Genomic DNA, 25,286 nt, shown 5'->3' on the forward strand with positions numbered 1-25,286 from the left:
GTTCAATGTGTGAGCTTTAGGTATCTCCCAGCAATCATGACCGCGGTCGTGCTGAGCCTCACCGCGACTCTTTCCGCGTGCTCGTCGCAGGATTCCGATCCGTTCGCGGAGATCCCCGCTTTCGATGTCGACCCGGGGCGGGTGACGCTCGTCGAAGCGGGAGCGGGCGAGAAGACGGTCCTCGCTTACTCCACCGACGGCGTGGAGCAGCGCACCGGTGTGGAGGTAGCTACCGGGGTGTTCCAGGGCGCCGTCGCGTCGGACAAGGTCAACCCGCAGGCCCCAGCGACCGACGGCGTGGATGAACAGGCGTTGCAGCTGGACATCTCAAGTACCGGGGAGACGACCGATGTAGTCGCTGAGGGGTTCCGCATGCGCTGGACCGCAGACCCCTCAGGGCAGATCAGCGACGTGAAGCTTCTTCCCGCCGAAGACAGTTCGGATGAGGACCGGGAGCGTCTCGAGCGAGCACTGCTCCAGGTCCTGTCCACCATGCCTGTCTTCCCGCGCGAGGAGGTGGGTGAAGGCGCGTCGTGGACTGCTTCAGCGCGCACGACGGGACAGACGTCCATGTTCCGCACCACGACGTACACGGTGACGAAGATCGAGGGATCGACGGTCACGCTAGACCTAAATATCAGCGAGGAGCCGACAGAGAAGGAGCTCGACTTGGGGTCGGCTCCCGGCGCAGCGGCGAGCGAGAAACTCACCGCGGACGACGCGCAGACCACCTCCCAGGCGGAAATCACCGTCGATCTGACCAAACCGATCCCCGTGGCCGGGCAGAATTCAGCAACGACACGCGTGGTCTACTCCGGCGCCAACAACGACTTCAAGGTGGTCCAGGACGTGACCACTGCTACGCGATACGGAAAATAAACCACCATGCCCGCTCCGCTACACATCGGACTCGACGGAATCTCTTTCACCTACCCTGACGGGCACCGGGTTCTCACGGATATTTCCTTCGCGGTGCCGTCGGGATCCGTCACCGGCTTGATCGGGGAAAATGGCTCAGGTAAGTCCACTCTGCTCGGCATCATCTCGGGCGACCTCGAACCGTCCGCCGGGACGTTGGTCACCCCACCTGTCACGGGCTTCATCGCGCAGGAGACGTCGCTGCCGTTCACCGAGCCCTCCAGCACGCTTATCGACGGTGCCGTGGACGAGCTCCGCGGTGTCGAGCGCGCCATCACAGATCTGTCCGGACAGATGGCCGAGAATCCCAATGATGACCGCCTGGCCGAACAATTCGATCTGGCGCTGGCCCGCGCCGAGAATTCCGGGGTGTGGGAGCTGGATGCCCGCATCGCGGCGGTTCTGGCTGGCCTTGGTCTGGCGAATGTGGATCTGTCCACCCCGCTGGGCGAAATGTCCGGCGGGCAGCGCCGCCGCTTCGCTCTGGCCACGCTCCTACTGCGCCCCGTCGACGCGATGGTGCTCGACGAGCCGACGAACCACCTAGACGACGAGGCAGTGGACTTCCTCGTAGGCGAACTCGAATCCTTCTCCGGCCCGGTCCTGGCGGCTTCCCACGACCGCTATTTCCTCGACGCTGTATGCGACGGACTCGTCGACCTCGATCCCGGGCTGGGCGCGGAAGGCGGCATGGGCGAAGAGACGCGTCAAGGCGCCCGCTTCACCGGATCATTCAGTGACTATCTCACAGCGCGCGAGCAGCGCCGCCAGCGGTGGGCCACCGATTACGCCGCGCAGGAGCACGAGCGCGAACGGCTGGAAAAGGCCGCAGAGCATTCGGCTGAAGATATCTTCCACTCGCAGGAGAATAAGACTGAAACACGCACCAGCGCGAAGTTCTACGCTGACAGGGCCGCCAAGACCGTGGGCAACCGCCGCCGTGCCGCCGAGCAGCGCCTGGAGAATTTGGAGCGCTACCAGATCCCCACGCCCCCGAAACCGCTGCGCTTCGCGGGCATCCCGGAGCACACCGCGACGTCCCTGGGCGTTCCCGCGGTGATTGCCCGAGGCCTGTCGGTCCCAGACAGGCTCGCTCCGCTGGATCTCAAGGTCCAGCCCGGCGACCAACTCTTGATCGAAGGCCCAAATGGATCCGGAAAGTCGACGCTGCTGAAGATCATCGACGGTGAGCTCACCGACTATTCCGGGGAGATCATCATGCCGGAAGAAATGACCGTGGCCCGCCTCGAGCAGGACGACTCGTGGACGGATTTCTCCGTCACCGGCGCACAGCTCGTGCCGGGCATAGTGGACATGGGGTTGATGTCCACGGAGCAAGCCGCAAAGCCGCTGGCGGACCTCTCCCTCGGCCAGCGCCGACGGGTATCTCTAGGCATGATCCTGTCTTCCCCGCCGGACCTGCTGCTTCTGGACGAGCCCACTAACCACCTCTCCTTGGCCCTCGCCGAGGAGCTCGAGGCCGCACTGGTGGATTTTCCCGGCACCGTGATCATGTCCAGCCACGACCGGTGGATCCGCCGACGGTGGCGCCAGCGCATGGCCCAGAAAGACGGACGCGCCACACTGCTCACCCTGTCCACGCTGTGGACCGAGGAAGTGTGGCGCGAAGAAAACTGAGTGCGGCTCAGTTCAGCAGTTGCTGCACAACACTCTTATAGAGCCGGCGCTGGTGCGCCGCCCTGTGCAGGTGCCTGCGCCGGTGCCGGTGCACCCTGGCCGCCCTGTGCTGGTGATTCAGCCCCGGGGACCGGGGTGGCAGCGCCGCCCTGTGCTGGTGCCTCAGCCCCGTTACCGCCCTGCGCGTTGCACATTGCCGGAACCTGGTCCGGGGTCACCGTGTTGGTGATCAAGGTGCACGCCCAAGACTGGGAGAGCTTCCAGGTGTTGTCCTCGAAGATGAAGGAGACGTTCTCCGCGACGGACGGGCCCTGGTTCGGTTGGGTGAAGTTCACAGCGGCGAGAACCTCATTCGGAGCGTAGCCCGGCAGGATCGGCTCGACGACCTGGAAGTCGGCGCCGGATTCCTGCTTGGCCTGCGTCATCACGTCGAAAAGCTCGCGGGCGTTCTCACCGCCCTGAACCGTCTTCACGCGCTCCTCCATCGGAAGCTGTGGGTTCGTCGCGCGAGCCAGAACCTCGTTGAGCTGCACGGCCGTTGGCTTCTCGGCCGCCGGCGCCGCCTGCTCGGAAGCGGTGCTAGTCGCAGTGGACGTTTCCGTTTCCGTCTCGGTCTCGTCGTTCGAGCACGCCGCAAGCGTCACCGCGGCGCCGAACGCAGCCGCGAGAGCGGCGAATTTTCGTGCGTTGGTCGGTGCGTTCATGTATCTCTCCTTGATTTCAGCTAACTGGCCCAAGGTTACCGCCTACCTGCCCGCGGGCCAATCGGCGCGCCTAACCTGAACATCATGAAGACTTCAGAAATCGCTGTGGTGGCCACCGGCGGGACGATCGCGTGCGAGGCCGATGATTCGGGCGCGCTGGTACCCCGCCGCACGGCTGCCCAGCTCATCGAATCCGCCGGGGTGTACGTTCCGTGCCGTCCGGTGGATGTGCGGGCCCTGGATTCCTCGTCAATGACGTTGGCGGATGTGGACGCATTGGTCGCCACCGTGCACGAACAGCTGGCAGACCCGTCTGTTGCCGGCGTCGTGGTCACCCATGGAACGGATTCGCTAGCCGAAACGGCGTTCGCCCTCGACCTGTTTCACTCCGACCCTCGCCCGATCGTGGTTACGGGGGCGCAGCGCGCCGCCGACGCGACAGACCCTGACGGGCCGGGCAATCTCCGGGCAGCCGTGGAGTACATCGACGTGGGAGACGATCTAAGCAACGGCGTTGTCGTGGCCTTCGGCGGGCAGATCCTCCCGGCGCGCGGGCTGGTCAAGGCAGACACGCACGCCCTCGATGCGTTCCGCCCCACCGCGGAAAAGAATGCCGTCGTCCCCGTGCGGCCCGACCCGATCGCCCCTGTCACTCTGGCCGGGATGAACATTCCGGTTGTCGCCGCCTGGGCTGGCGCGGACAGCGCCGTGGTCGATGCAGTGACAGACATGGATCCCGACGGCATCGTCGTGGAAGGGATGGGGTCCGGCAACGTGTCGGAAGAGATGGGCCAAGCACTCCTGCGCGCCATCGATGCCGGGATCCCGGTTGTGCTCACCACAGTCGTGCCAGGCGGAAAAGTGGAGTTCGCGTACGGCGGTGCCGGCGGCGGCGCAACCCTAGGCGATCATGGCGCCATCCCCGCCGGGTGGTTGCGGGCCGGCCAGGCACGCATTGCGCTAGCCGCCGCTGTGTCCGCCGGTATGGACCCGCTGGCGCTTATCGGCAGCTGAAACTCCACGCCGCCACGCCGGCGAACGCTACGGCACCGGCAAGAATGATCCACAGGCTTGCCGGCATCTTCCGGGCGCTGTCGTCCACCTTCATAGTGCCGGATTCGGCCACCATGTCCGTCCCGCTGTCAGCACCGGAGCCCGACCCCGTAACCTCACCGGCAAGAGTCTTCTCAATCCACTCCGCCTGGTCCGCCACCGGGGAGACGGCCACCTTCGGATTGCTCAGCAGATCCTCCTCGGAGGGGTTGTCTGGGTCATCGAAAAGCCCGGCGGCGGTGTCGTCGCGCGGCTTATTCTTCCCCGTTCTCCCCAGCATCAAGCGGGATCGGGGGCTCATCCGCGCCGAACGGCTCCCAGTCGTCCCATGCCAGCGACGCCACCGGGTCAGCTGGGCGGAGCTCCAAATCGTCGGCGCGAAGATTTTTGACAGGTCCCGGCCCCGTGGCACGGGTCTCGAACCGGACGGTCACGAACCCGTGTCCGGCCCCCTGAATCCAGCCGTGCCCATACTCGGTGTGGTGGACATCCTGCGTCGCGGCCCATGCGCGGGTTCCTGTGGGAGTGACAGGAAGCACCTCCCCCACCTGCGGCTCAGGCAGATTCGTGCGGTCGAGCTCCGGGAACAGCACTTCCTGCATGACCGTCTCCAAACCGGAGAATCCCACCCCGACGAGCCGGATCGGCCCCAGCTCATCCGGGTAGCGGGCGATCCGGAACGCCGCCGCCGTGAGCGTGTCCAGGTCGTCGGTGGCGTACGTCAACGTGCTGGAGCGCGACTCGATGTGGAAATCAGCCATCTTGAGTTTGACGGTGACGGTGCGGGCACCGCGGCCGTCGATAAGCAAGCGCTTGTGTGCTCCTTCCGCCGCGCGCCTGATGGCCGCTTCAACTTCCGCTGTCGTGGTGAGGTCGCGCGGGTAGGTGTGCTCGGCGGAAATCTGCTTGGATTCCGCCCGGGGTTTGACCTCCCGTTCGTCGATGCCGCGCGCGAGTGTCCAGAGCTGCTTCGCCACCACTCCGCCGAGAGCCACCTCGACTTCTCGCTCCGCCAGTGCGGCGAAATCGCCGATGGTCTCCACCCCGATACCGGTGAGCTTTGCGGCGGTGACGGGCCCGACGCCCCACAGCTCGCCGACAGGCAGCGGGTGCAGGATCTCCGTCTGCTTCTCCCGCGGGATGATGAATGTGCCGTCGGGTTTCGCTAGTCCGGAACCGATCTTCGCGTATTGCTTGCCCGTCCCTGCACCGATGGAGCTGGGCAATCCAGTCTCCCAACGAATCTCTTCACGCAGGTCGTTTGCCCACTGATCCACCTCATCCGGCGTTGCTCCCGCAAGCTCAAGGGGCTCCATGAATGCCTCATCGATGGAGAGCTGTTCGACGATGTCCACGCGGCGGGAAATGATCTCGAAGACCCGGCGCGATGCCGTGGTGTACACGGGCCGGCGCGGCGCGACCAACACTGCTTTCGGCCCGACGAGCTGGACGGCGCGGTATGTCGGCATCGCTGAGCGCGCACCGTATCTTCGCGCCTCGTAGCTCGCGCCCGCGACCACTCCCCGGCCGGTCACGCCAGCGACGAGCACCGGGCGCCCCTTCAGCGTCGGACGGGTCAGCTGCTCGCAGGACGCGTAGAACGCGTCCATGTCGATGTGCAGCACCCAGCGAGTCATAGCCACTCCAGAGTAGGCCGGATGAGCGAATACGAGCCCATCGGACCGGTTCTTCGCGCCCTCAAATGCAAATACCTATCCCAGGATGCCTATTCACAAGGTGGCCGCCGCGGCGGGAAATTCCGCGACCTTGTGAATAGGTGTCCTGGAATAGGTATCTAGCTGTCGGTGTGGAGGCTAGCCGTTTTTGGACACCTCCGCGGTCACACCATCAAGTACCGTGTGGCCGTTGTTGTTGGCATCAGTTGTGACGGTGAAGGAGGTGGCCAGTGTCTCCGCGGCGATGTGGTCGGCGTGGCGGGTGGCCCACTCCTCCTTGTCGGCGGAGACGTGGAGGGTGACGCTGATGCGGTCGCTCACCTCGAGCCCTTCGTTCTTGCGGGCATCCTGCAGGCCACGGATGACATCGGCCGCCCAGCCTTCCGCCTCCAACTCCTCAGTGAGGGCAGTGTCCAGGACCACGAGGCCGTCCATCCCCTCCACCTGTGCGGTGGAGTCCGGGTCGGCGGCGATGAGACGCTCGGTGTACAGGTCAGGGGTGAGCACCAGGTCGCCGTCGACGACGACGTTCTCCCCGTCGTGCACGTAGTTTCCGGCCTTGACGTTCTTGATCGCCCGCTGGACGCCCCTGCCCAGTTTCGGGCCGGCGACCTTGGCGTTGACGACGACCTCGAAGGTGCCGGCGGAGTCGACGTCGCTGGTCAGCTCCACGTTCTTTACGTTGACCTCGTCGCGGATGACGGGTGCGAACGGCTCGAGCGACTCGGCATCCGGCAGCGCCACCTTGAGCCCCGGCAGCGGCAGACGGTTGCGCAGCTTCTTCGCCTTGCGCAGCGACGACGCCGCCGAGCACACGGCGCGGGTGGTGTCCATCGCGGCGACGAGCTGGTCGTCGGCCGGGAAGTCCGCTGCCTGCGGGTAGTCAGTCAGGTGCACAGAACGCTCGCCGGTCAGGCCGCGCCACATGACCTCGCTGATGTACGGCAGCAGCGGAGCGGCGGTGCGGGCGAGGACCTCGAGCACCGTGTACAGGGTGTTGAACGCCTCCGGGTGCTCCTCTTGGCCCGCCCAGAAGCGGTCGCGGGAGCGACGCACGTACCAGTTGGTCAGGGTGTCGGCGAAGAGGCGGACTTCCTCGCACGCGCCGGAGATGTCCGTGGCTTCGAGCGCGGCACCGGTGTGCTCAACGGTGTCGTGCAGCTTGGCCAGGATGTATCGGTCAAGCACGTTGTCCGAGCTCGTGTCCCACGTTGCTTCGCGGTCGGCGTATAGCTGCAAGAACGAGTAAGCATTCCAGATCGGCAGAATTGCCTGGCGCACACCGTCGCGGATGCCTTGTTCGGTGACAATCAGGTTGCCGCCGCGCAGGATCGGGCTGGACATGAGGAACCAGCGCATCGCGTCGGAACCGTCGCGGTCGAAGACCTCGTTGACGTTCGGATAATTGCCTTTCGACTTGGACATCTTCTGACCGTCGGAGCCGAGCACGATGCCGTGGGCGACGACCTGCTTGTAGGCGACACGGTCGAACAGTGCAGTGGACAAAACATGCTGCACATAGAACCAACCGCGAGTCTGACCGGAGTACTCGACGATGAAGTCGGCCGGCTGGCGGGTTTCGAATTCCTCTTTGTTCTCGAACGGGTAGTGGTACTGCGCGAACGGCATCGAGCCGGACTCGAACCAGCAGTCCAGAACGTCCGGGACGCGGCGCATTGTGGATTGCCCAGTCGGGTCGTCCGGGTTCGGGCGGGTCAGCTCGTCGATGTATGGGCGGTGCAGCGATTCTGGCCGCACGCCAAAATCGGCTTCCAGCTCGTCGAGGGAGCCGTAGACATCCACACGCGGGTACTCCGGGTTATCGGACACCCACGCCGGCACCGGCGAGCCCCAATAGCGGGTGCGGGAGATATTCCAGTCCCGGGCGCCTTCGAGCCACTTGCCGAACTGCCCGTCGCGGATATGTCCGGGGATCCACTCGATCTGCTGGTTGAGCTCCACCATGCGGTCACGGACATCCACCACCTTCACAAACCACGCCGGCAGCGCCATGTAGATGAGCGGCTCGCCGGAGCGCCAGGAGTGCGGGTAGGAGTGGACGATGACCTTGTCCTGCAGCACACGGCCACGGGCTTTCAGGTCGCGGATGATGTCGCGGTTGGCATCGAAGACCAGCTTGCCCTCGTAGTCGGGGACGAGGGAGGTGAATTTGCCGTCCGCGTCGACCGGAATGACCAGCCCGATGTCGTATTTCTGGCAGGTGAGCATGTCGTCTTCACCGAAGGCGGGCGCCTGGTGGACGACACCGGTGCCGTCCTCCGTGGTGACGTAATCCGCGAGCAGAACCCGGAAGGCATTCGGTTCATCGGCGAAGTACTCGAAGAGCGGCTCGTACGTGATGCCCTCCAGATCGGTGCCGCGGTAGGTGGCCAGTACTTCGGGGTTCTCCCCCAGTTCCTTGGCGTAGGACCGGATCAAATCGGACGCTAAGACGAGCTTGGCCCCGGCGAATTCCGGCACCGAGGAGTCCTCACCTACACGGATGAGGGAGTACTCGATTTCAGGGCCGACAGCGAGCGCCAAGTTCGAGGGAGTGGTCCAGGGGGTTGTGGTCCAACCGATAAAGGCGGCGTCGACAAGCTCCTCGTGCCCCTTGCTGTCCTTGATGGGGAAAGTGACGGTGACCGTCGGATCCTGCCGCTCTTTGTACGCGTCATCCAGGCGCGTCTCCTGGTTCGACAACGGGGTGTGCTCCGCCCAGGAATAGGGCAAGACGCGGAAGCCCTGGTAGATCAGACCCTTGTCGTAAAGGTCCTTGAACGCCCACATGACGGACTCCATGTACTCGAGGTCCATGGTCTTGTAGCCGTTCTCGAAGTCGACCCAGCGGGCCTGGCGGGTGACATAGTCCTCCCACTCGTCGGCGTAGTGCATCACCGACGTACCGCAGTACTCGTTGAATTTAGCCAGACCCATGTCTTCGATTTGGGACTTGTCCGTGATGCCCAGCTGCTTCTCCGCCTCAAGTTCTGCGGGCAGGCCGTGGCAGTCCCACCCGAACACACGTGGGACGCGGTAGCCGGACATAGTGCGGAAGCGCGGAACGATGTCCTTCACATACCCGGTGAGCAGGTGGCCGTAGTGCGGCAGGCCGTTGGCGAACGGCGGGCCGTCGTTGAAAACGTATTCCTCGCAGCCCTCGCGGTTATCCAAGCTGGCTTGGAACGTTCCGTCCTCGTTCCAGTAGTCGAGGACGTGCCGCTCCATGTCGGGGAATTTCGATGATCCCTCCGTCATGTCCACCTTGGGATAGACGTGTCCGATGCTGCCCTGATTGTCCGCCATGATTCCTCCACGCACATCGTTGTGCGGGGACGCAGCTGGACTGCGCGGTACCACCCCGCTTGGGATTCACCATGGTGAATCCCCTCTTCATTGTGGTGAAGGATTGACGTATCCCTAGGCACGTCCGGTTCTACTGGGCCGCGCGCCTGATGTGCGCGGGGCTGTTCTTCCGGAAACGCTCCCCGGTGATGGCCGGATCAGTGCGTGTCTGGTTGTGACAAGGCTTTAGTGTAACCCGAAAGAAAAAGACCCGCCCCACGGGGGCAGGTCTTTCACCTCAAGCTCGAGCGTCGCCCGCGCTTATTTGTTGTTCACATCGCCGCTCGGATCGGACGTGCCACGGGATTCGAGCTCCTCTAGCTGGGATTCGAGCAGCGTCTTCAGGCGGGTACGGTACTCGCGCTCGAAGGTGCGGAGCTCGGAGATGCGGGACTCGAGAGCCGTCTGCTGCTGCTTCACCGTGTTCATGATCTCGGTGTGCTTGCGCTCGGCGTCGGCCTTGAGCTTCGCCGCCTGCTCCTCGGCCTGACGGATCTGAGCCTCGGCACGGGAGTTCGCGTCGTTGGTGGTCTCCTCAGCCTTGCGCTGCGCATCAGTGACGAGCTGGTTGGCGCGCTGCTCGGCAGCCTGGGTGGTCTCTGCAGCCTTCTTCTCTGCGTCCGATACCTGGGTCGTCGCCTTGGAACGAGCCTCCTCGACAACGCGCTGCGACTCTTCCGCCGCCTCGCGGGTGAGGCGGTCGGCGGTCTCCTGGGCCAGACCCAGAACGCGGGCTGCCTGGACATGTGCATCGCCGTTGGAGGACTGAGCAGGCTGCTGGGACACAGGACGGGACATGCCCTGTGCCTGGGCTGCTTCGTTCTTCTGAGCCTCTGCCTGCTTGCGTGCCTGAGCGGCCTCTTCGCGGGCAGAACGGATCTCTGCGTCAGCTGCCTCAGCGCGGGAACGCGCGGCCTTAGCCTCGTTCTCAGCGTCGCTCAGGCGGGCCTCGTACTCCTTGCGCAGCTTGGCCTCGATCTCCTGACGGATGGCGCTCTCGTCGACCTTGTCGGCTGCCTGGTTCGCAGGTGCCGCTGGAGCCAGTGCGCTGGCACCGGAGCCCAGCTCCTCCACGCGTGCGCGGAGATCGTCGTTCTCATCCTGCAGCTGGGCGAGGGTGTCTTCGACGAGGTCGAGGAACTGGTCGACCTCGTCTTCGTTGTAGCCACGCTTGCCAATCGGCGGCTTGCTGAAAGCGACATTGTGCACGTCAGCTGGTGTCAGCGGCATTTGCGTTCCCTTCAAGTAATGACGTTTTTTGCCGGCCCAGATCGGGCCAGTGGCACGGTCTAGGCATAAAGCCTAGCTGACAGTAGTTATACCCTCAACGTTTACCCGAGGGTGAGTTTCAACGACCCTAAACGCCGAAAAATTTTTCCCGCGCTCTCCAGCCATAATGCGACCTGTCTTAGAGCATGAGTCCGCGGATCAGCATTTGGAGGATCGCGAGCGCGAGGAACAGGACAATCACGCTGACATCCAGCGCAACCCCACCGAGCGGAAGCGGGGGAATGAAGCGCCGGAGGAATCTGATCGGCGGGTCGGTGACCACGAAGAAGAATTCGCCCAGCACCATGAACCAGCGTGGCGGGTCAAAGTGCTTGGAAAAGGACTGAATCATCTCGATGATCAGCCGGATGATCACAAAAAGCGTGTACAAACCGACAATTGCATAGAGAACGGCACCGAGCATATTCACGGACCCCACCCTACCTAGGCGCGTGCGCCAAATGAATTAACGGAGATGCGCCGCTCGCTCAAGCTCACTGACTGTGGTGCGGGCGTTTTCCGGCACGATGGCAAAGACGAGGTGCTCATCGCCAGTGCGGGACAGCTTGTGCATCTTGCCGCGGGCGGCGAAGCAAAGGCCCGCCGCAAAGTCGATCAGGCGCATCGCGGTCGGCTTGTCCACGCCGGACAGGTCCATGACCACAGCGTCGCCGTCACGGAACGGTTCGCCGATCTCCTTGGCGTCGTTGTAGTTGCGCGGACGGACGCTGATGATTGCGGCGGAGTAGTCGCGGGCGTCGTACCCGTAGTCGCGGGGGCGCGGCTCGACGGCGGCGCTGGAACGGGAGTACGCGGTCGAACCGGCGTCCTCGTATGCCGGATCGTCGTAGTACGGATCGGCGGCCGGGTCGTACTGGCCAAGTCCGAAGAATTCCTTGAGGCTGTTCGAGAAGGACATGCGCGTAAGTCTCCTGTTCGCGGGCGGTTTTATGGAGTCGGTCAAGCGTTGTTCGTCAGCCTACGGGCCGCGGTCCCAGCAGCCCGGTTCCGACACGCACGACAGTCGATCCGTGCGCAATTGCCTCCTCGAAATCGCCCGACATTCCCGCGGACAGGCGGAGATTACGGGCGAATTTGTCCGCGTACGAGTCGCAGATGCTTTTCGACGCCGCGAACACCTCCCCCGGATCGGATTCCCGGGGCGGGACGACCATGAAGCCGTCGAAAAACAGGTGTTCCGCGTCGTCCACCGCCGCGACAACCTCGGCGACGAGCTCGGCGTTACCGTATGGAACTCCCCCGCGCGACGCGTCGTCGTCGAACGAAAGCTGGATGAGGCAAGGCAGCGTACTCGAGGTGCGGTCGCCACGTTCGAGAGCGAGCGCCATGCCGCGATCGAGACCGCCAGCCAGCTTCACCGAGTCCACCGAATGCACCTCGCTCGCCCACCGCGCGACAGCGTTCGCCTTCTTCGACTGGACCTGCCCAATCATGGCGAAACGGATGTCTACGCCCGCGCCGGCAAGTTCCTCTGCTTTTGCGCGCGCTTCCTGCTCCCTGTTCTCGCCCACAACTTCAATGCCCAGACCAGCGAGAACAGCCACGTCAGAGACGGGATGGAATTTGGTCACCGGGAGAATGTCCACGCTTCCCGGCTCGCGGCCGGCACGCTCCTCCGCATCGACGACGGCTGCACGTAGCTCATTCAGTTTCGCGGCGATTTCTTGGCGACGTTCCTCTGTTCGCTCCATCAGTTCTCCTTTCCTGTCAGCCACACCACACCGGCTTGGCGCCCCGTAGTCTTCTCGCGGCGGTAGGAGAAGAACGTCTCATCCGTCACGGTGTCGCGCGGGTCGGCGTCAATGTGCGTGACACCGAGGCTGAACAGCTGGCGAACGAGTCCTGCGCGGATATCCAGCCCGGGTGTCCCCTGTTTCGTGCGTGTGCGCGATCCCGGCAGGTGAGCTTCCACGTCGTCGGCCATATCCTGGGGAACCTCATAGGACTGCCCCGCCGCAGCCGGCCCGAGCAGGGCTTGGATGTTGGCCGGTTCCGCCCCGTGCTCCCGCATCACCTCCACTGTGCGGGGGACAATGCCGTTGCGGGCACCGAGACGGCCGGCATGCGCGGCCGCGACAACTCCGGCGTGGTGGTCAGCGAGAAGCACCGGCACGCAGTCCGCGACAAGCACGCACAGGGCGAGCTGCTGCTGGGTAGTCACCAACGCATCCGTGGCTTCGACGGGACCGCCCTGGGGGCTATCCACCACCGTGACGGTGTTGGTGTGCAGCTGCTCCATCCAGACGAAGCGGCCCGGTTTCAGACCTGCGACCTCCGCTAGCCGTTGTCGGTTGGCTGCGACTGCGTCCGGGACATCACCGACGTGGTTGCCCAGGTTGAAGGAATCGTACGGGAACGCAGAAACCCCGCCCGCACGGCTGGTGAACAGCATGCGGACGGGGCGGCTGGTGGTGTCAATCATGACACCTAAGGCTACTACCGGAGGAAGTCCGGCACATCGAGGTCGTCGCCGCCCCGGGGATCCTCATAGTGGCGGGAGGAGCGGTACTCGCGCTCGCGGTCGTATTCGCGTTCGCGGTCGGAGTTCGTGAACAGGCCACCGCGGGAATCGTCGTAACGGTGGCGCGGCGTGTACTCGTCGGCTTCGCCCGCCTGATCCCGGTGGGAAGGCTCGAACAGCGAGCTCGAAGACGGCGCCGGAGTCGGGGTCTCACCGGCAGCAGACGGCTCGACCTTCACCTGCTGGGCTTCCACCGGCTGGCCCGAGTCATGGGCAGTCTGCTCAGCTGACTGCTCCTGGCCCTGTGCCTGCGGACGGGCGTTGGCCTTCTCGTCGAAACCGGTGGCGATGATGGTCACCCGAACCTCGTCGCCCAAGTTGTCGTCGATAATCGTGCCGAAGATGATGTTGGCGTCTTCGTCGGCCTTCTCCTCGACGATGGACGCAGCGTTGTTGACCTCCATCAGCCCGAGGTCGGAACCGCCGGCAACGGAGATCAGGACGCCCTTCGCGCCCTCCATGGTGGTCTCCAACAGCGGGGAGTTGATGGCCTGCTCAGTGGCGGCCATGACGCGGTTTTCGCCGCGGGCGGAGCCCACGCCCATGAGCGCAGAGCCGGCATCGGCCATGACGGAACGGACATCGGCGAAGTCGACGTTGATCATGCCCGGGATGGTGATCAGGTTGGTGATGCCCTGAACACCGTTGTAGAGCACCTCGTCGGCGGCGCGGAACGCTTCCATCATGGACAGCTCCGCGTCGCCCAGCTGCAGCAGGCGGTCATTCGGAATGACAATGACGGTGTCGCACACTTCCTTCAGAGCATCGATGCCCTCGAGAGCCTGTCGTGTGCGGCGCTTGCCCTCGAAGGAGAACGGGCGGGTGACAACGCCGATGGTGAGAGCACCCATTTTCTTGGCGATGCCAGCGACGACCGGTGCCGCGCCCGTACCAGTGCCGCCGCCCTCGCCGGCGGTGACGAAGACCATGTCGGACCCTTTGAGGGACTCCTCAATCTCCTGCTTGTGGTCCTCGGCGGAGGTGCGGCCGACCTCCGGGTTAGCGCCAGCGCCGAGACCGCGCGTCGCCTCGCGGCCGATGTCGAGTTTGGTGTCTGCGTCGGTAAACAGCAGCGCCTGGGAGTCCGTGTTGATGGCGACGAACTCGACACCCTTCAGGCCCTCTTCGATCATGCGGTTCACTGCGTTGACACCGCCGCCGCCGACACCGACAACGCGGATCATGGCGAGGTAGTTGCTGGGTGAGGTCATGGGTGTGTGCTCGCCTTTCAGGTAACGGGGACTAGTGATGTAAAGACGCCTCCCATCATGACCAACCGCGATGACATTTAGGCGAATTTTTCCGGCGTGTCGGTACCCTAAACCTTTACTTTAGGGTTCGTGAGCTGGGGATTTACGCCGCGCAGATCTACTTGACGGTAACTTGGCGCGGGTTGGTCACGTTGAACTCGCTACCTTCACGTTGCAGCACGGTGTCCACGGCGAGTGCTTTGTTCGCGTTGTCCTCGCTCGCACCCCAGACGATGGTCCTGTCATCCTTCAAGTGGAGCACAAACTCGTACTTCGACTTCGCCTCGATCGACTTCACCGCAGCACGGCCCGGCTCACTGAGTGACGCGGCGATATCGGCCGCATCTTTCCGTGCTGCATCATCCCCCTCAGCAGAACCAGTGAGCTCCACTGCATCTTCAGGAGGCGTGTCTTGCGCGAATTCCTTGCCCTCGGGGTCAATCAGGTGCGCCCCGCCCGAGCCATTCACGTATGCCACGGCCGTGTTTTCTTCCACCTCGATCACGACAGTGGACGGCCACTTTCGGGAGACCGTCGCGGATTTCACCCACGGCAACGAAACGACGTTAGCCCCTGTGCCGCGCATGCTCACCTGCGCCAGCGGGGTGTCCTCGACGATACCAGCGGCGGTGACCACCTCGTCTTGGCTTAAGTGCCGGCTCCCCTCCACCTCGACATTCTTCACCGCGAACAATGGGGTGAAGTAGACCACCGCCCACAGCACCGCAAGCACGACAGCGGCAATGCCCGCGATCCCGAGAACTCGGCTCCACGGAATCCCGCGGCGACCGCCTGAGGCCCGCTTTCCGTTCTGCTGCGGGCGGTTACGTGTGGTGGTGCTCCGGCGGCCAAAAGCGCGGTCGGCGTTGCTGTTAGAAGGTGTCACGGAAGTGGACATGTCTGTCAGTTCGCTTCCCCGGCTGCTGCCAGCGCCTCAAGGATCGGGTCCGCAAGCATGGTCACCGTGCCCGCGCCCATGGTGATCACCACATCACCGGGGTGGGTCATCTCAGCGACGGTGGCTGGTGCCCGGGAGAAATCCGGCTCGTACACGGTGGCCGTGTCCCCGGAGATGTGCTGGGTGATGATTCGCGAGTCCACCCCTTCCACAGGCGTCTCGCGGGCGCCGAAGATGTCGAGGACCAAGGCGGCGTCGGCAAGCGACAGCGCCTCCGCGAATTCCTCTGCGAACGCCTGCGTGCGGGAGTACAGGTGCGGTTGGAAACACACCACGACGCGTCCGCCCTCGCCCTCGGATTCGACCTTGCTTCGGGCGGCGGAAAGCACAGCGTGCACCTCTGTCGGGTGGTGCGCATAATCGTCGTAGACACGCGTACCAGTCTGCGAGCCCGCGGCAATCTCCCCTCGGAGCTCGAAGCGGCGGCGCACACCGGTGAAGTTGCTCAGCCCCTCCGCCAATTTCCGTGCGTCTGCTCCTGCGACCGCGCACGCCACAAGCGCGGCTGCGGAATTGAGCACCATATGGCGGCCTGGAAGCGCGAGGTGGTAGGCGACAGTGCCGTCGATGCCGCTGTGGCCGGCAACGTTGAGCTGAACTGCTACCTCGGTGACATGGCCCTCAATCACCTCGTCGGTGACCACCGCACCGGCGTGAATGTCCGGGTGGCGTGCGGCTGCTTCCGCTGTGCCGTAGCCGAGCACCGTGATGCCGCGCTCGGCGGCGCGCAGGCCGCAGCGCACGGATGCGTCGTCGTCGAGACACACGATGAGAGTGCCGCCGTCGACGACACGGTCGGCGAACTCGTCGAAGACCTGGTAATAACTCTCGGCGTTGCCGAAATAGTCCAAGTGGTCGGGCTCGATGTTGGTGATCACCGCGACGGAGGGGGTGTACCTGAGCAGCGACGCGTCAGACTCGTCTGCTTCGGCGACGAAGATGCGGCCGCTGCCGTGGTGGGCGTTGGTGCCCGCTCGGTTGAGCTGGCCGCCAATCGCGAACGAGGGGTCCTCCCCCGCCGCCTGCAGCGCGACAACCGCCATCGATGTCGTCGACGTTTTGCCGTGGGTGCCAGCGAAGAGCACCTGCGTGTAGCCCTCCATTAACTCCCCCAAAAGGTCGGAGCGGCGGATGACCGGAATGCCCCGCTGCGCGGCGGAGACCAGCTCAGGGTTGTCCTTGGGGATGGCGGCGAAACTGGTCACCACCACTGTCGGCTGGTCGCCGGCGAGATCGAGGTTCTCCGCGGCGTGACCCACCGCGATCGTCGCGCCCTGGGCGCGTAACGCACGAACCGGGCGGGAATCTTTCACGTCGGAACCGGTGACCACGGCGCCGCGGTCCAAAAGAATCCGTGCGACACCGGACATACCGGACCCGCCGATGCCGATCAAGTGGACACGAGAGAGATCGATGGAAGAAGTCATGATGTCCTTTCGCCAATGATCCGCCGGGCAATTTCCTCCGCCGCGTTGCCCGCCCCTGAGCCCGACAAAGCGGTGCGCATTGATTCAGCAGAGCCGCCGGGCTGAAGAATGCCCGTGACCGCGTCGACGAGGGCGTCGGGGGTGAGCGCCGCGTCGTCGATACGCATGGCGGCGCCGGCCTCCACGAGGTGGGCGGAGTTCAAGCCTTGCTCGCCGTTGCCGTGGGGCAACGGGATGTAGATGGCGGGAACGCCCGCCGCGGAATTCTCCGCCACCGTCATCGCTCCGGAGCGGCAAATGACCACGTCAGCCACGCCGTACGCCGCTTCCATGTCGTCGATGTAGGGCACGGCGGTGTAATGCTCGTGCGGTTGCGGCGCATCGTTCTTGCGGCCGTAGGCGTGCAACACCTGGTAGCCGGCAGCGACGATGCGGCCGACGGCCCCCGCGAGCGCGTCGTTGATGCTGCGCGCGCCCTGCGATCCGCCGGTGACGAGCACCGTCGGGCGCTGCGGATCCAGGTTCCACATCTTGTAACCGCGTTCCGCCTTCACGCCGTCCGGGTCTTCGCCCACGCCCGGGCGGACCGGCACGCCAAGCACTTCCCCGGGCATTCCGGAGTCGGGCACCGCGTTGAAGCCGGTGCCCCCCAACTTCACACCGAGCTTGTTTGCTATGCCAGCTAGAGCGTTGGTCTCGAGCACGTAAAACGGAATCCGCATGGACGTCGCTGCCAGGTACGCCGATGCCGAGACATAGCCGCCGGTGCCGAAGACGGCATCAGCCTGTGTCTTCTTCAGGACGGCGCGGGTCTGGGACACGGAGCGCACCAGCTTCGCGGGCACTCCGAGCAGCTTCAGGGGCTTTTTGCGGGGAATGGGCACAGGCTCGATCAATTCGAGCGGGAAACCGCGGGCGGGAACAATAGTCGTTTCCAGACCCTTCTCGGTTCCGAGTGCAGTGACCTCTGCGTCATAGGTGTCGCGCAATACTTCCGCCACTGCTAATGCTGGCTCAATGTGGCCGGCAGTGCCGCCGCCGGCAACCACGATGCGTCGTGCTGTCACGGGTCAATCAACCGCCTTTTCTATCCGGCGCGGCGGGTGTCGCTGTTCCGGTGGTTCCGGTGCTCCCGGTGCGCGCGTGGGTCATCGTAACGCGTCCGCTCTGCCGACCGGGATCCGGTTCGGGTTCCGGGACGCGGAGCCGTCCTGGCTGCGGGTCGCCCTGCACTTCGGGCTTGGGCCCTGACCCGCGACGGGCCCTGTGTTCGCGGCGCAGGCCCCACCACTTCAGCGTCGCCGTGCACGGGATGCCGGCGTGCGGTGACGGGGGTGCCGTAGGGATTCACCTGTTCTTTCTTCCCCGCGCGACCCCGCCGCTCACGCGGCTCCGAGGCGCTGGGCTCCCGCAGCAGGAACAGGCGGTCGAACAGGGGACGGCCGTAGTTCTGCATCGACGACACAGCTCCCGGCTCGTGGCGTGCCACCGAGGCAACCAAGCCCATTGCGCCAAGGGTAATCACCGCTGAGGTTCCGCCCGCAGAAATCATGGGCAGCTGGATACCGGTGACCGGAAGCAGCCCAATGACGTAACCGATATTGATGAATGCCTGGGAGACGATGCCTGTGGTGATCGAAGCTGCCAGCAGCGCCTGGTACTGGTTCGCAGCCAACCGTGCAGTACGCAGCCCGAAGAAAAGCAGCATGGTGAACAGGATGATCACGAGTGCGCCGCCCCACAGGCCGAGCTCCTCGCCGATGACAGCGAAGATGAAGTCATTCTTTGCTTCCGGCAGGTAGAACCACTTCGCGCGCGACTGCCCCAGCCCCACGCCGAAGAGCGAGCCGTCCGCGAGGGAGAGGAAGCCCTGGTACGACTGGAACGCCACGCCGCGGGTGTCTTCGAAGCGGCCGAAGAGCGCGTCGAAGTAGACGTGGAAGCGCTGGGAACGGAACCCGCCGGCGAGCATGACACCGGCGAAAAGCAGGGCGCCGAATCCGGCGACAACGCCGATAAATTTCCAGGAGATTCCCGCGAAGACGAGAATGAACGCGACGACGATACAGAATGAAACGGCCATGCCGAGGTCACCCTGCGCCGCGATGAGCACCACGCACACCACTGCCACAAATGCGAACGGGACGAATCCGTTGGTCATGTCGAGCATGCGCCGCGGGTCTTTGTTAGCCAGGATCGAAGCACCCCAGACACAGATGGCCACCCTGGCCACCTCCGACGGCTGCAGCTGGAAACCGCCGATGTAGATCCAGGACTGGGATCCGGCTTCTTCGCGGCCGGTGCCAATGCCCGGAATGAGCACCGCTATAAGCAGCAGGATCGATATCCCTATCAAGATCCACGCGATGCCACGCACGCGTTCCGGTGGGATTTGCAGGGCGAGCCAGAACACGAACAGACCCATGGACACGACGAGAACCTGCTTGAGCGGCTGCGCCCACACAGAGGAATCGTTCAACGCGGACCACGTCATCGACGAGCTGGTGACCATGACCACGCCGAGCCCGGTGAGGACGAGCACGATCGTGCGGACCATCGTGTAGTCCAGCAGCGGACGCGAATCCATCCAGGCGTTCATGCGCGACAGCGCCCGCGCCATTCCGGACGAATACTGGCCCGCGTTCCGCTGGCGCGATTGAGCGGGCCGCGTCGGTTTTTTAGCGCGCGGGGTGCGGGTCTGTGGTCGCCGAGGATGGCGCTGTGCTGCTGTGGTCATCGTGTTTCACACTGCCTTAAGCGTCGTGTTTTCCGTCGAGGGCACGCGCGGACGCGGCGAAGATATTTCCCCTCTGCGCCATTCCGGAGTACATGTCCAGGCTCGCGGCGGCGGGTGCGAGGATCACTGCGTCGCCCGGTCGCGCGTGCTGCGCGGCGAAGTCAACGGCCGCCCGCATCGCTTCATGCGGGTCGGTGCTATCCGTCGAGAAAACGGGAATGTCGGGGGCATGCTTATCGACGGCCCGTGCAATCTCCTCCCTATCCACCCCCAACAGGGCGACCGCCCGGAAGCGGCGGGCGTGCTGCGCAACGAGCTCGTCCACGTCGGCGCCTTTCAGCTGGCCACCGGCGACCCACACGATCTTGCTCTCGTGGCCGCCGGCACCGTGACCGGCCCCGCCAATGGCACCGCGCAACGCTGAGTCGGCCGCGTGCGGGTTGGTGGCTTTGGAGTTGTCCACCCACGTCACGCCGCCGCTGGAATGAACGACAGCGCCGCGGTGGCCGGAGACGTGGTACCCGTGCAGCCCGCGGTGGATGTGCTCGGGTGCGGCGCCCTGAGTGACGGCTACCGCTGCTGCGGCGAGAGCGTCGAGCACACCCGCCTGCCCGGCAGGCTCGATTCCGTCAACAGGGGTAATCTCCACGGGAACTCTCGCCCCGCCACTGATCTTCTCCCCGATGCGGCTGACGATGGTCCCGTCGACAATCCCGACTTGCCCCGCCTCCGGTTCACGCAACGTGAACCCGATGATTCCGTTGCGGCCGGATTGTTCCGCATATCTGAGCACCTTCGGGTCATCACTGCCTGCGACCGCGACGGAGCTTTCAAAGACCTTCGCTTTCGAGCTTGCGTACGCGTCGAATGAGCCGTGCCAGTCGATGTGGTCCTCTGCGAGATTGAGCAGCACCCCGGCGTCCGGCGTGAGCGTGTCCGACCAGTGCAGCTGGAAGCTGGACAACTCCGCCACCAGCACGTCCACACGCGGTTCGGTTGTGAGTGCGTCGCCGACTGCGACACCGATATTCCCGCAGGCGATCGCGCGCTTTCCGGTGTAGGATCCCGTTTCCTGCATGATGGCGGCCAGCATGCCCGTCGTGGTGGTCTTGCCGTTCGTGCCAGTGACGACAAGCCAATCCCGCGGTGGGCCGAACACTCCGGCGCGGTCGAGCCGGAAGCACAATTCCACGTCCCCGAACACCTCGCATCCGGCATCCCGGGCAGCAGACAACAAGGGCGAATCAGGGCGCCAACCGGGCGAAGTGACCACAGTCGGGTAATCACCCGCGGTGCGCCCCGTTTCTTCCGTGGTTAGTCCACCAAGGAAATTGGGGCCCGCAATCTCTGCAATCCGGGCTAGCTTTCCCGCGTCGTCGTCCGCGACTGCGAAAGACACCGGGGTCTGGGCGAGAAGCTTCGCCGCACCTAGCCCGGACACACCCGCCCCGGCAAGAAGGACGGGACCAGCCACGGGGACATCTGTTGCTGTCATGCCAAGCTCACCCCGGCAGAAGAAAGCCATTCCGTATAGAACACAGCCAGACCGAGGACGACCGCGATGGCGCAGATGACCCAGAACCGGATGACCACAGTGGTCTCCGCCCATCCGCCGTTTTCAAAGTGGTGGTGGAAGGGTGCCATGCGGAAGACGCGCTTACCGGTGGTCTTGAACACAGCCACCTGGATGACAACCGAGGCGGCCTCCACGACAAAGAGTGCTCCGATGACGACCATGAGCACCTCGGTGCGGCTGGCAATGGATACGCCTGCGACCAAGCCGCCAAGTGCGAGCGAGCCGGTATCACCCATGAAGATCTTCGCCGGCGCGGCGTTCCACCACAGGAAGCCGATGCACCCGCCCAAGCCTGCGGCGCACAGAACAGCAAGGTCAAGCGGGTCGCGCACGTCGTAGCAGCCGGCCCCCGGTGCCTGGGAGCAGGAATTCCGGAACTGCCAGAAGGTGATCAGGGTGTAGCCGAACATCACCAGTGCCGTCGAACCGGCCGCGAGACCGTCGAGGCCGTCAGTGAGGTTCACGGCATTGGACCACGCAGCGATGAGGAAGTACACGAAGATCAGGAACAGGATCGTGCCCACCACTGCCCCGCCGACAGCGAGATCGAACGTCTCAATGTCGCGGATGAAGCTCACATGCGTCGATCCCGGCGTGAGACCCGTACGGTCCTGCGGGAAGCGCAGCAGAAGGAAACCGAAAATCAACGAAATGGCGAGCTGCCCGACCAATTTCGCAGTTTTGTTCAGCCCGAGATTGCGGTTGAAGAAGAGTTTGAGGCCGTCGTCGGCGAAGCCGAGCAGGCCGAGCCCAACGGTCAAGCCGAGCACGAGCAAGCCCGAAGCGGTGAATTCGCCGTGGCCCGTTGCCATCCCCCAGAATCCCACAACAAGGTAGGCGACAACGATGCCCAGCAAGATTGCGATGCCGCCCATGGTCGGGGTACCCCGCTTGCGGATGTGCGATGCCGGCCCGTCCTCGCGGATCTCTTGCCCCTTACCGGCAGAGGTGAAGTAGCGGATGAGCAGAGGTGTGGTGAAAATGGCGACGAGGAAGCTGATCGCCCCCGACATGATGAGCTGGGTCATGGTTTGCTACCTCGCGTCTTCCTGGTTGATGTGTGTGTGTTGCGGGCTGGCGCCGGGGTGTCAGCGAGCAGCGCTTCGGCGACACGCCACAGCCCAATGGCATTGGATGCTTTGACCAGCACAACGTCGCGTTCCTCGCGGCTGCGCCAGTTCTCTTCACCGGGCGGGGCTGTTCGGACGATCTCACCGACGATCCCCGTGGCACGGTTGACATCGGGTGCCGTGTAGGTGGCAATCCCCCGCTCCGCGGCGTGCTCCGCAAGGACACGGGTCTCTTCGCTCTCCCCCACGACGACAAGGTGCGTGACACTGTAGCGCGCAAGCTCGTCGCCCAATGCCCGGTGCGCCTCGACTGAATCGGAGCCGAGCTCGCCCATTTCGCCGAGCACGGCGATCGACCGGACACCGGGCCGCGCGGCGGCTGTAAATCCGAGCGCGGCGATTCCGGCGCGCATGGAGTCCGGGTTAGCGTTGTACGCATCGTTTATCACGGTCAATCCGTCGGCGCGGGTATTCACGTCCATGCGGTTGACGGACACGCTGTGCGCGTTGGACAACGCGTCGGCGACCGTCGCCGCGTCGAGCCCCGCCTCGATGCCCACCGCAGCGGCAGCCAGGGCATTCGACACCTGGTGCGCGCCGAAGACCTTCAGGCTCACCCGCTGCGGGTCCCCCGCGGGGGAATGCATGGTGAAAGTGGCACGCGCGACGTCGTCAAGCTGAATGTCCGTCGCATAGTACTCGGACGCTTCTCCTTGCGCGGCAGCGGAGTTGTCCGCGGAAAAGCGCACGACGCGCCCCCGGGTGCGCGGAGCCATGCCGGCCACGAGCTTGTCATCTGCGTTGAGAATGGCCACACCGTTTTCAGGCAGCGCTTCGACGAGCTCACCTTTCGCTTTCGCGATGTTTTCACGCGAGCCGAACTCGCCCAAGTGTGCGCTACCGACGTTGAGCACCACTCCGATATGCGGCGGAGCGATGTTGGCCAATTGGGCAATGTGGCCGATATTTCGCGCAGACATTTCGGCGACGAGGAAATCCGTTTCTTCCGTGCAGCGCAGCACGGTGTACGGAAGACCGATCTCGTTATTGAACGATCCCGGTGGCGCAACGGTCTCCCCTCCGCGCCCGAGAACATTCGCAATGAGATCCTTCGTAGACGTTTTTCCCGCAGAGCCGGTCACGCCCGTGATGCACAAACCGTGCTTTTCCACGAGGGTGCCCGCCACATGCGCAGCCAATTTGGCCATTCCGGCGACAACGGCGCGCGCCGATCCGTCAGGGTCGCCCGCGGCGAGATCGGAATTGTCCCCCTCAATCTGCTCGACAGAAGGGAGAATGACGGCGGGGACGCCGACTTCGCGGGCGACGAGCGCTCCCACCGCACCCCGCGCGACCGCGGATTCCGCGAAATCGTGCCCGTCGACGTTGCTGCCTGGAAGGGCGACGAAGAGACCGCCGGGAGTGATCTTGCGCGAATCGAATTCAACGTAGCTAGTTACTGTCGCGTCCGGGTCGGCGGAATCGCTCAGCGTTCCACCAGTGACCCGTGCGATGTGACCCAGTGTCATGGGAATCATGCCCGATCCTCCTTAGCTGTGGCTTTCGCTCCGAAACCTGCGTGCGCCAACGCTGCGCGCATCTCTTCCCTGTCGTCGAAATGGTGCGTGACGCCGCCGATGATCTGGCCCACCTCATGGCCTTTACCCACGACGATAACCGCGTCGCCGGGCCGCGCCCACGCGACCAGCTGTCTGATGGCGTCCGCGCGCGAATCGCTCTCGCGGATCTCAACCTGGCCCGGCTCGCCGGCGGCCTCCTCAGCGCCGGCGAGTACCGCGGCGCGGATCGCTGTTGGGTCCTCGGTGCGTGGATTGTCGTCAGTAACGATCACCAGATCCGCGCGTCGCGCCGACTCCGCGCCCATCACAGCGCGTTTAGACTGGTCGCGGTCGCCTCCCGCTCCCACGACAATGCCCACACGTCCATCGACCTGCTCCCGCAAGGAGTCGAGCGCCGCCGCGATTGCCGCCGGCTTGTGGGCGTAGTCCACCACGGCGACGAACTCTTGGCCCGCGTCGATGCGTTCCATTCTTCCCGGTACCGCTGCTCCGGTCAGTCCGTTAAGGAACTCCGCCGCATCGATGCCCGCCGCATCCGCGATCGCGGTAGCAAGTGCCGCGTTGGCTACATTGAATGCACCGGGCAGAGGCAGACGCGCATCGATTTCGATTCCGCGCAAACGCACCGTGATGTCTTGCGCGCCGCTGTCGGTTGTGCCGTTGAGTGTCGCTTCGCACTCGAGGTGGGCTTGTCCATGCGTACCGACGGTCACAACGACCGATTCGCCTTCAGAGGCACCCTCTGCCGCGCGACGTACCATTCGCTCGCCCCACTCGTCGTCCACGCAGATCACGCTGGTCTTCGCCGCCAACGAGGACTGACGGTCGAAGAGCATCGCTTTCGCGTCGAAGTAGTCTTCCATCGTCGGATGGAAATCGAGGTGGTCCTGCGACAGGTTAGTGAACCCGGCCACGTCGAATGCAGTGCCTGTGACGCGCCCGAGAACCAAGGCGTGGGAGGAGACTTCCATGACCACGTGAGTGACGCCGCGGTCGACCATGAGCGCGAAGAGCTCTTGCAGCTTCGGTGCCTCGGGGGTGGTCAACGACGTCGGGACATCCTCGCCCTTGATCCTGGTGCCCGTTGTGCCAATGAGCCCCACCGCGCAACCGGCTGCAGAAAGGCCAGCTTCGAGCATGTACGTCGTCGTGGTCTTTCCCGACGTGCCCGTCACGCCAATCACGGTGAGCTTGTCCGAGGGGTTGCCGTGGATCTCAGCGGAAACAGGCCCCAGAATCGCCCTGACATCGTCAACCACCAGCACCGGACGGGTTTCTCCCGCCTGCGCCAGAATGTCCCAACCGGCGTGGTCGGTGAGGATAGCGGTGGCCTCAGAAGATTCCGCGAATGCGGCACCGTGGACGCGTGTGCCGGGCAGCGCCGCGAAAATCCAGCCCGCTTCCACTGCGTGGGAGTCGAGGCTGATGCCCGTTACCGTGAGCGCACCGGTCGGCCGGTTCTCCACCGTCGCCGCGGCGATGTCCGCCACCGTTTCCAATGCGACGGCGGCCGCACGATTACTGTCGATGCCGTTCATGACCA

At 64.4% G+C, this 25,286-nt stretch carries 21 protein-coding genes; 3 read left to right on the forward strand and 18 right to left on the reverse strand.

Annotated features, from left to right (window positions below; genetic code table 11):
- The first annotated feature begins 36 nt into the window (after positions 1-36).
- Both QYQ98_RS02755 and QYQ98_RS02760 read left to right on the forward strand, forming a co-directional pair.
- On the forward strand, positions 37-879 hold the full coding sequence (locus tag QYQ98_RS02755; protein WP_302007244.1) for a hypothetical protein: 843 nt from the start codon (positions 37-39) through the stop codon (positions 877-879).
- Positions 880-885: 6 nt separating this feature from the next.
- Positions 886-2,556 carry an ABC-F family ATP-binding cassette domain-containing protein gene (locus QYQ98_RS02760; RefSeq protein WP_302007245.1) on the forward strand — a complete coding sequence of 557 codons (1,671 nt, stop codon included), beginning with the start codon at positions 886-888 and terminating at the stop codon, positions 2,554-2,556.
- 35 nt (positions 2,557-2,591) lie between these two features.
- On the opposite strand, the gene QYQ98_RS02765 is transcribed toward QYQ98_RS02760, so the two are convergent.
- Complete coding sequence (locus tag QYQ98_RS02765) at positions 2,592-3,260, reverse strand: hypothetical protein (protein WP_302007246.1); 669 nt, start codon at positions 3,258-3,260, stop codon at positions 2,592-2,594.
- Positions 3,261-3,344: 84 nt separating this feature from the next.
- On the opposite strand from QYQ98_RS02765, the gene QYQ98_RS02770 reads away from it, so the two are divergent.
- Positions 3,345-4,274, forward strand: coding sequence for an asparaginase (locus QYQ98_RS02770; RefSeq protein WP_302007247.1), 930 nt, complete (start codon positions 3,345-3,347; stop codon positions 4,272-4,274).
- On the opposite strand, the gene QYQ98_RS02775 is transcribed toward QYQ98_RS02770, so the two are convergent.
- The 17 genes from QYQ98_RS02775 to QYQ98_RS02855 form a co-directional block, all read right to left on the reverse strand.
- Positions 4,261-4,593 (reverse strand): hypothetical protein, encoded by a 333-nt coding sequence (locus QYQ98_RS02775; protein WP_302007248.1) that lies wholly within the window; start codon positions 4,591-4,593, stop codon positions 4,261-4,263. The genes QYQ98_RS02770 and QYQ98_RS02775 overlap by 14 nt on opposite strands.
- Positions 4,568-5,950 carry a DNA polymerase IV gene (locus tag QYQ98_RS02780; RefSeq protein ID WP_302007249.1) on the reverse strand — a complete coding sequence of 461 codons (1,383 nt, stop codon included), beginning with the start codon at positions 5,948-5,950 and terminating at the stop codon, positions 4,568-4,570. Before QYQ98_RS02780 ends, QYQ98_RS02775 begins: the two co-directional genes overlap by 26 nt.
- A 177-nt stretch (positions 5,951-6,127) precedes the next feature.
- Positions 6,128-9,295 (reverse strand): isoleucine--tRNA ligase, encoded by a 3,168-nt coding sequence (gene ileS, locus QYQ98_RS02785; RefSeq protein WP_302007250.1) that lies wholly within the window; start codon positions 9,293-9,295, stop codon positions 6,128-6,130.
- Between the two features lie 300 nt (positions 9,296-9,595).
- Positions 9,596-10,564: a DivIVA domain-containing protein gene (locus QYQ98_RS02790; protein WP_302007251.1), complete on the reverse strand. Its 969-nt coding sequence runs from the start codon at positions 10,562-10,564 to the stop codon at positions 9,596-9,598.
- Between the two features lie 178 nt (positions 10,565-10,742).
- Positions 10,743-11,027, reverse strand: a complete 285-nt coding sequence (locus QYQ98_RS02795; RefSeq protein WP_302007807.1) for a YggT family protein — start codon at positions 11,025-11,027, stop codon at positions 10,743-10,745.
- 42 nt (positions 11,028-11,069) lie between these two features.
- The gene (locus QYQ98_RS02800) at positions 11,070-11,522 is read right to left on the reverse strand and encodes a cell division protein SepF (protein ID WP_302007252.1); all 453 of its coding nucleotides are present in this window, start codon (positions 11,520-11,522) and stop codon (positions 11,070-11,072) included.
- 55 nt (positions 11,523-11,577) lie between these two features.
- The gene (locus QYQ98_RS02805) at positions 11,578-12,315 is read right to left on the reverse strand and encodes a YggS family pyridoxal phosphate-dependent enzyme (RefSeq protein WP_302007253.1); all 738 of its coding nucleotides are present in this window, start codon (positions 12,313-12,315) and stop codon (positions 11,578-11,580) included.
- Positions 12,315-13,046: a peptidoglycan editing factor PgeF gene (pgeF, locus tag QYQ98_RS02810; RefSeq protein ID WP_302007254.1), complete on the reverse strand. Its 732-nt coding sequence runs from the start codon at positions 13,044-13,046 to the stop codon at positions 12,315-12,317. The genes QYQ98_RS02805 and pgeF overlap by 1 nt, the downstream gene beginning before the upstream one ends.
- 14 nt (positions 13,047-13,060) lie before the next feature.
- Positions 13,061-14,356, reverse strand: a complete 1,296-nt coding sequence (gene ftsZ / locus QYQ98_RS02815; protein WP_302007255.1) for a cell division protein FtsZ — start codon at positions 14,354-14,356, stop codon at positions 13,061-13,063.
- A gap of 157 nt (positions 14,357-14,513) precedes the next feature.
- Positions 14,514-15,293: a cell division protein FtsQ/DivIB gene (locus tag QYQ98_RS02820; RefSeq protein WP_302007256.1), complete on the reverse strand. Its 780-nt coding sequence runs from the start codon at positions 15,291-15,293 to the stop codon at positions 14,514-14,516.
- Between the two features lie 5 nt (positions 15,294-15,298).
- Positions 15,299-16,780: a UDP-N-acetylmuramate--L-alanine ligase gene (gene murC / locus QYQ98_RS02825; protein ID WP_302007257.1), complete on the reverse strand. Its 1,482-nt coding sequence runs from the start codon at positions 16,778-16,780 to the stop codon at positions 15,299-15,301.
- Positions 16,777-17,847 (reverse strand): undecaprenyldiphospho-muramoylpentapeptide beta-N-acetylglucosaminyltransferase, encoded by a 1,071-nt coding sequence (gene murG / locus QYQ98_RS02830; RefSeq protein WP_302007258.1) that lies wholly within the window; start codon positions 17,845-17,847, stop codon positions 16,777-16,779. The genes murC and murG overlap by 4 nt, the downstream gene beginning before the upstream one ends.
- 20 nt (positions 17,848-17,867) lie before the next feature.
- Positions 17,868-19,400 carry an FtsW/RodA/SpoVE family cell cycle protein gene (locus QYQ98_RS02835; RefSeq protein WP_302007808.1) on the reverse strand — a complete coding sequence of 511 codons (1,533 nt, stop codon included), beginning with the start codon at positions 19,398-19,400 and terminating at the stop codon, positions 17,868-17,870.
- Between the two features lie 133 nt (positions 19,401-19,533).
- Entirely contained in the window at positions 19,534-21,012 is a 1,479-nt protein-coding gene (gene murD / locus QYQ98_RS02840; protein WP_302007259.1) for a UDP-N-acetylmuramoyl-L-alanine--D-glutamate ligase, read from the reverse strand.
- Positions 21,009-22,121, reverse strand: coding sequence for a phospho-N-acetylmuramoyl-pentapeptide-transferase (gene mraY / locus QYQ98_RS02845; RefSeq protein WP_302007260.1), 1,113 nt, complete (start codon positions 22,119-22,121; stop codon positions 21,009-21,011). The genes murD and mraY overlap by 4 nt, the downstream gene beginning before the upstream one ends.
- Complete coding sequence (gene murF, locus QYQ98_RS02850; RefSeq protein WP_302007261.1) at positions 22,118-23,701, reverse strand: UDP-N-acetylmuramoyl-tripeptide--D-alanyl-D-alanine ligase; 1,584 nt, start codon at positions 23,699-23,701, stop codon at positions 22,118-22,120. Before murF ends, mraY begins: the two co-directional genes overlap by 4 nt.
- Positions 23,698-25,281: a UDP-N-acetylmuramoyl-L-alanyl-D-glutamate--2,6-diaminopimelate ligase gene (locus tag QYQ98_RS02855; protein WP_302007262.1), complete on the reverse strand. Its 1,584-nt coding sequence runs from the start codon at positions 25,279-25,281 to the stop codon at positions 23,698-23,700. The genes murF and QYQ98_RS02855 overlap by 4 nt, the downstream gene beginning before the upstream one ends.
- Between the last annotated feature and the right edge of the window lie 5 nt (positions 25,282-25,286).

The organism is Corynebacterium sp. P3-F1 (assembly GCF_030503635.1).
Classification (GTDB): domain Bacteria; phylum Actinomycetota; class Actinomycetes; order Mycobacteriales; family Mycobacteriaceae; genus Corynebacterium.

Excerpts from the sequence above, each read along its gene's own strand:
- QYQ98_RS02755 (WP_302007244.1), top strand. The coding sequence starts at position 37 with ATGACCGCGGTCGTGCTGAGCCTCACCGCGACTCTTTCCGCGTGCTCG.
- QYQ98_RS02760 (WP_302007245.1), top strand. The coding sequence starts at position 886 with ATGCCCGCTCCGCTACACATCGGACTCGACGGAATCTCTTTCACCTAC.
- QYQ98_RS02765 (WP_302007246.1), bottom strand. The coding sequence starts at position 3,260 with ATGAACGCACCGACCAACGCACGAAAATTCGCCGCTCTCGCGGCTGCG.
- QYQ98_RS02770 (WP_302007247.1), top strand. The coding sequence starts at position 3,345 with ATGAAGACTTCAGAAATCGCTGTGGTGGCCACCGGCGGGACGATCGCG.
- QYQ98_RS02775 (WP_302007248.1), bottom strand. The coding sequence starts at position 4,593 with ATGCTGGGGAGAACGGGGAAGAATAAGCCGCGCGACGACACCGCCGCC.
- QYQ98_RS02780 (WP_302007249.1), bottom strand. The coding sequence starts at position 5,950 with ATGACTCGCTGGGTGCTGCACATCGACATGGACGCGTTCTACGCGTCC.
- ileS (WP_302007250.1), bottom strand. The coding sequence starts at position 9,295 with ATGGCGGACAATCAGGGCAGCATCGGACACGTCTATCCCAAGGTGGAC.
- QYQ98_RS02790 (WP_302007251.1), bottom strand. The coding sequence starts at position 10,564 with ATGCCGCTGACACCAGCTGACGTGCACAATGTCGCTTTCAGCAAGCCG.
- QYQ98_RS02795 (WP_302007807.1), bottom strand. The coding sequence starts at position 11,027 with ATGCTCGGTGCCGTTCTCTATGCAATTGTCGGTTTGTACACGCTTTTT.
- QYQ98_RS02800 (WP_302007252.1), bottom strand. The coding sequence starts at position 11,522 with ATGTCCTTCTCGAACAGCCTCAAGGAATTCTTCGGACTTGGCCAGTAC.
- QYQ98_RS02805 (WP_302007253.1), bottom strand. The coding sequence starts at position 12,315 with ATGGAGCGAACAGAGGAACGTCGCCAAGAAATCGCCGCGAAACTGAAT.
- pgeF (WP_302007254.1), bottom strand. The coding sequence starts at position 13,046 with ATGATTGACACCACCAGCCGCCCCGTCCGCATGCTGTTCACCAGCCGT.
- ftsZ (WP_302007255.1), bottom strand. The coding sequence starts at position 14,356 with ATGACCTCACCCAGCAACTACCTCGCCATGATCCGCGTTGTCGGTGTC.
- QYQ98_RS02820 (WP_302007256.1), bottom strand. The coding sequence starts at position 15,293 with ATGTCCACTTCCGTGACACCTTCTAACAGCAACGCCGACCGCGCTTTT.
- murC (WP_302007257.1), bottom strand. The coding sequence starts at position 16,780 with ATGACTTCTTCCATCGATCTCTCTCGTGTCCACTTGATCGGCATCGGC.
- QYQ98_RS02835 (WP_302007808.1), bottom strand. The coding sequence starts at position 19,400 with ATGGCGCGGGCGCTGTCGCGCATGAACGCCTGGATGGATTCGCGTCCG.
- murD (WP_302007259.1), bottom strand. The coding sequence starts at position 21,012 with ATGACAGCAACAGATGTCCCCGTGGCTGGTCCCGTCCTTCTTGCCGGG.
- mraY (WP_302007260.1), bottom strand. The coding sequence starts at position 22,121 with ATGACCCAGCTCATCATGTCGGGGGCGATCAGCTTCCTCGTCGCCATT.
- murF (WP_302007261.1), bottom strand. The coding sequence starts at position 23,701 with ATGATTCCCATGACACTGGGTCACATCGCACGGGTCACTGGTGGAACG.
- QYQ98_RS02855 (WP_302007262.1), bottom strand. The coding sequence starts at position 25,281 with ATGAACGGCATCGACAGTAATCGTGCGGCCGCCGTCGCATTGGAAACG.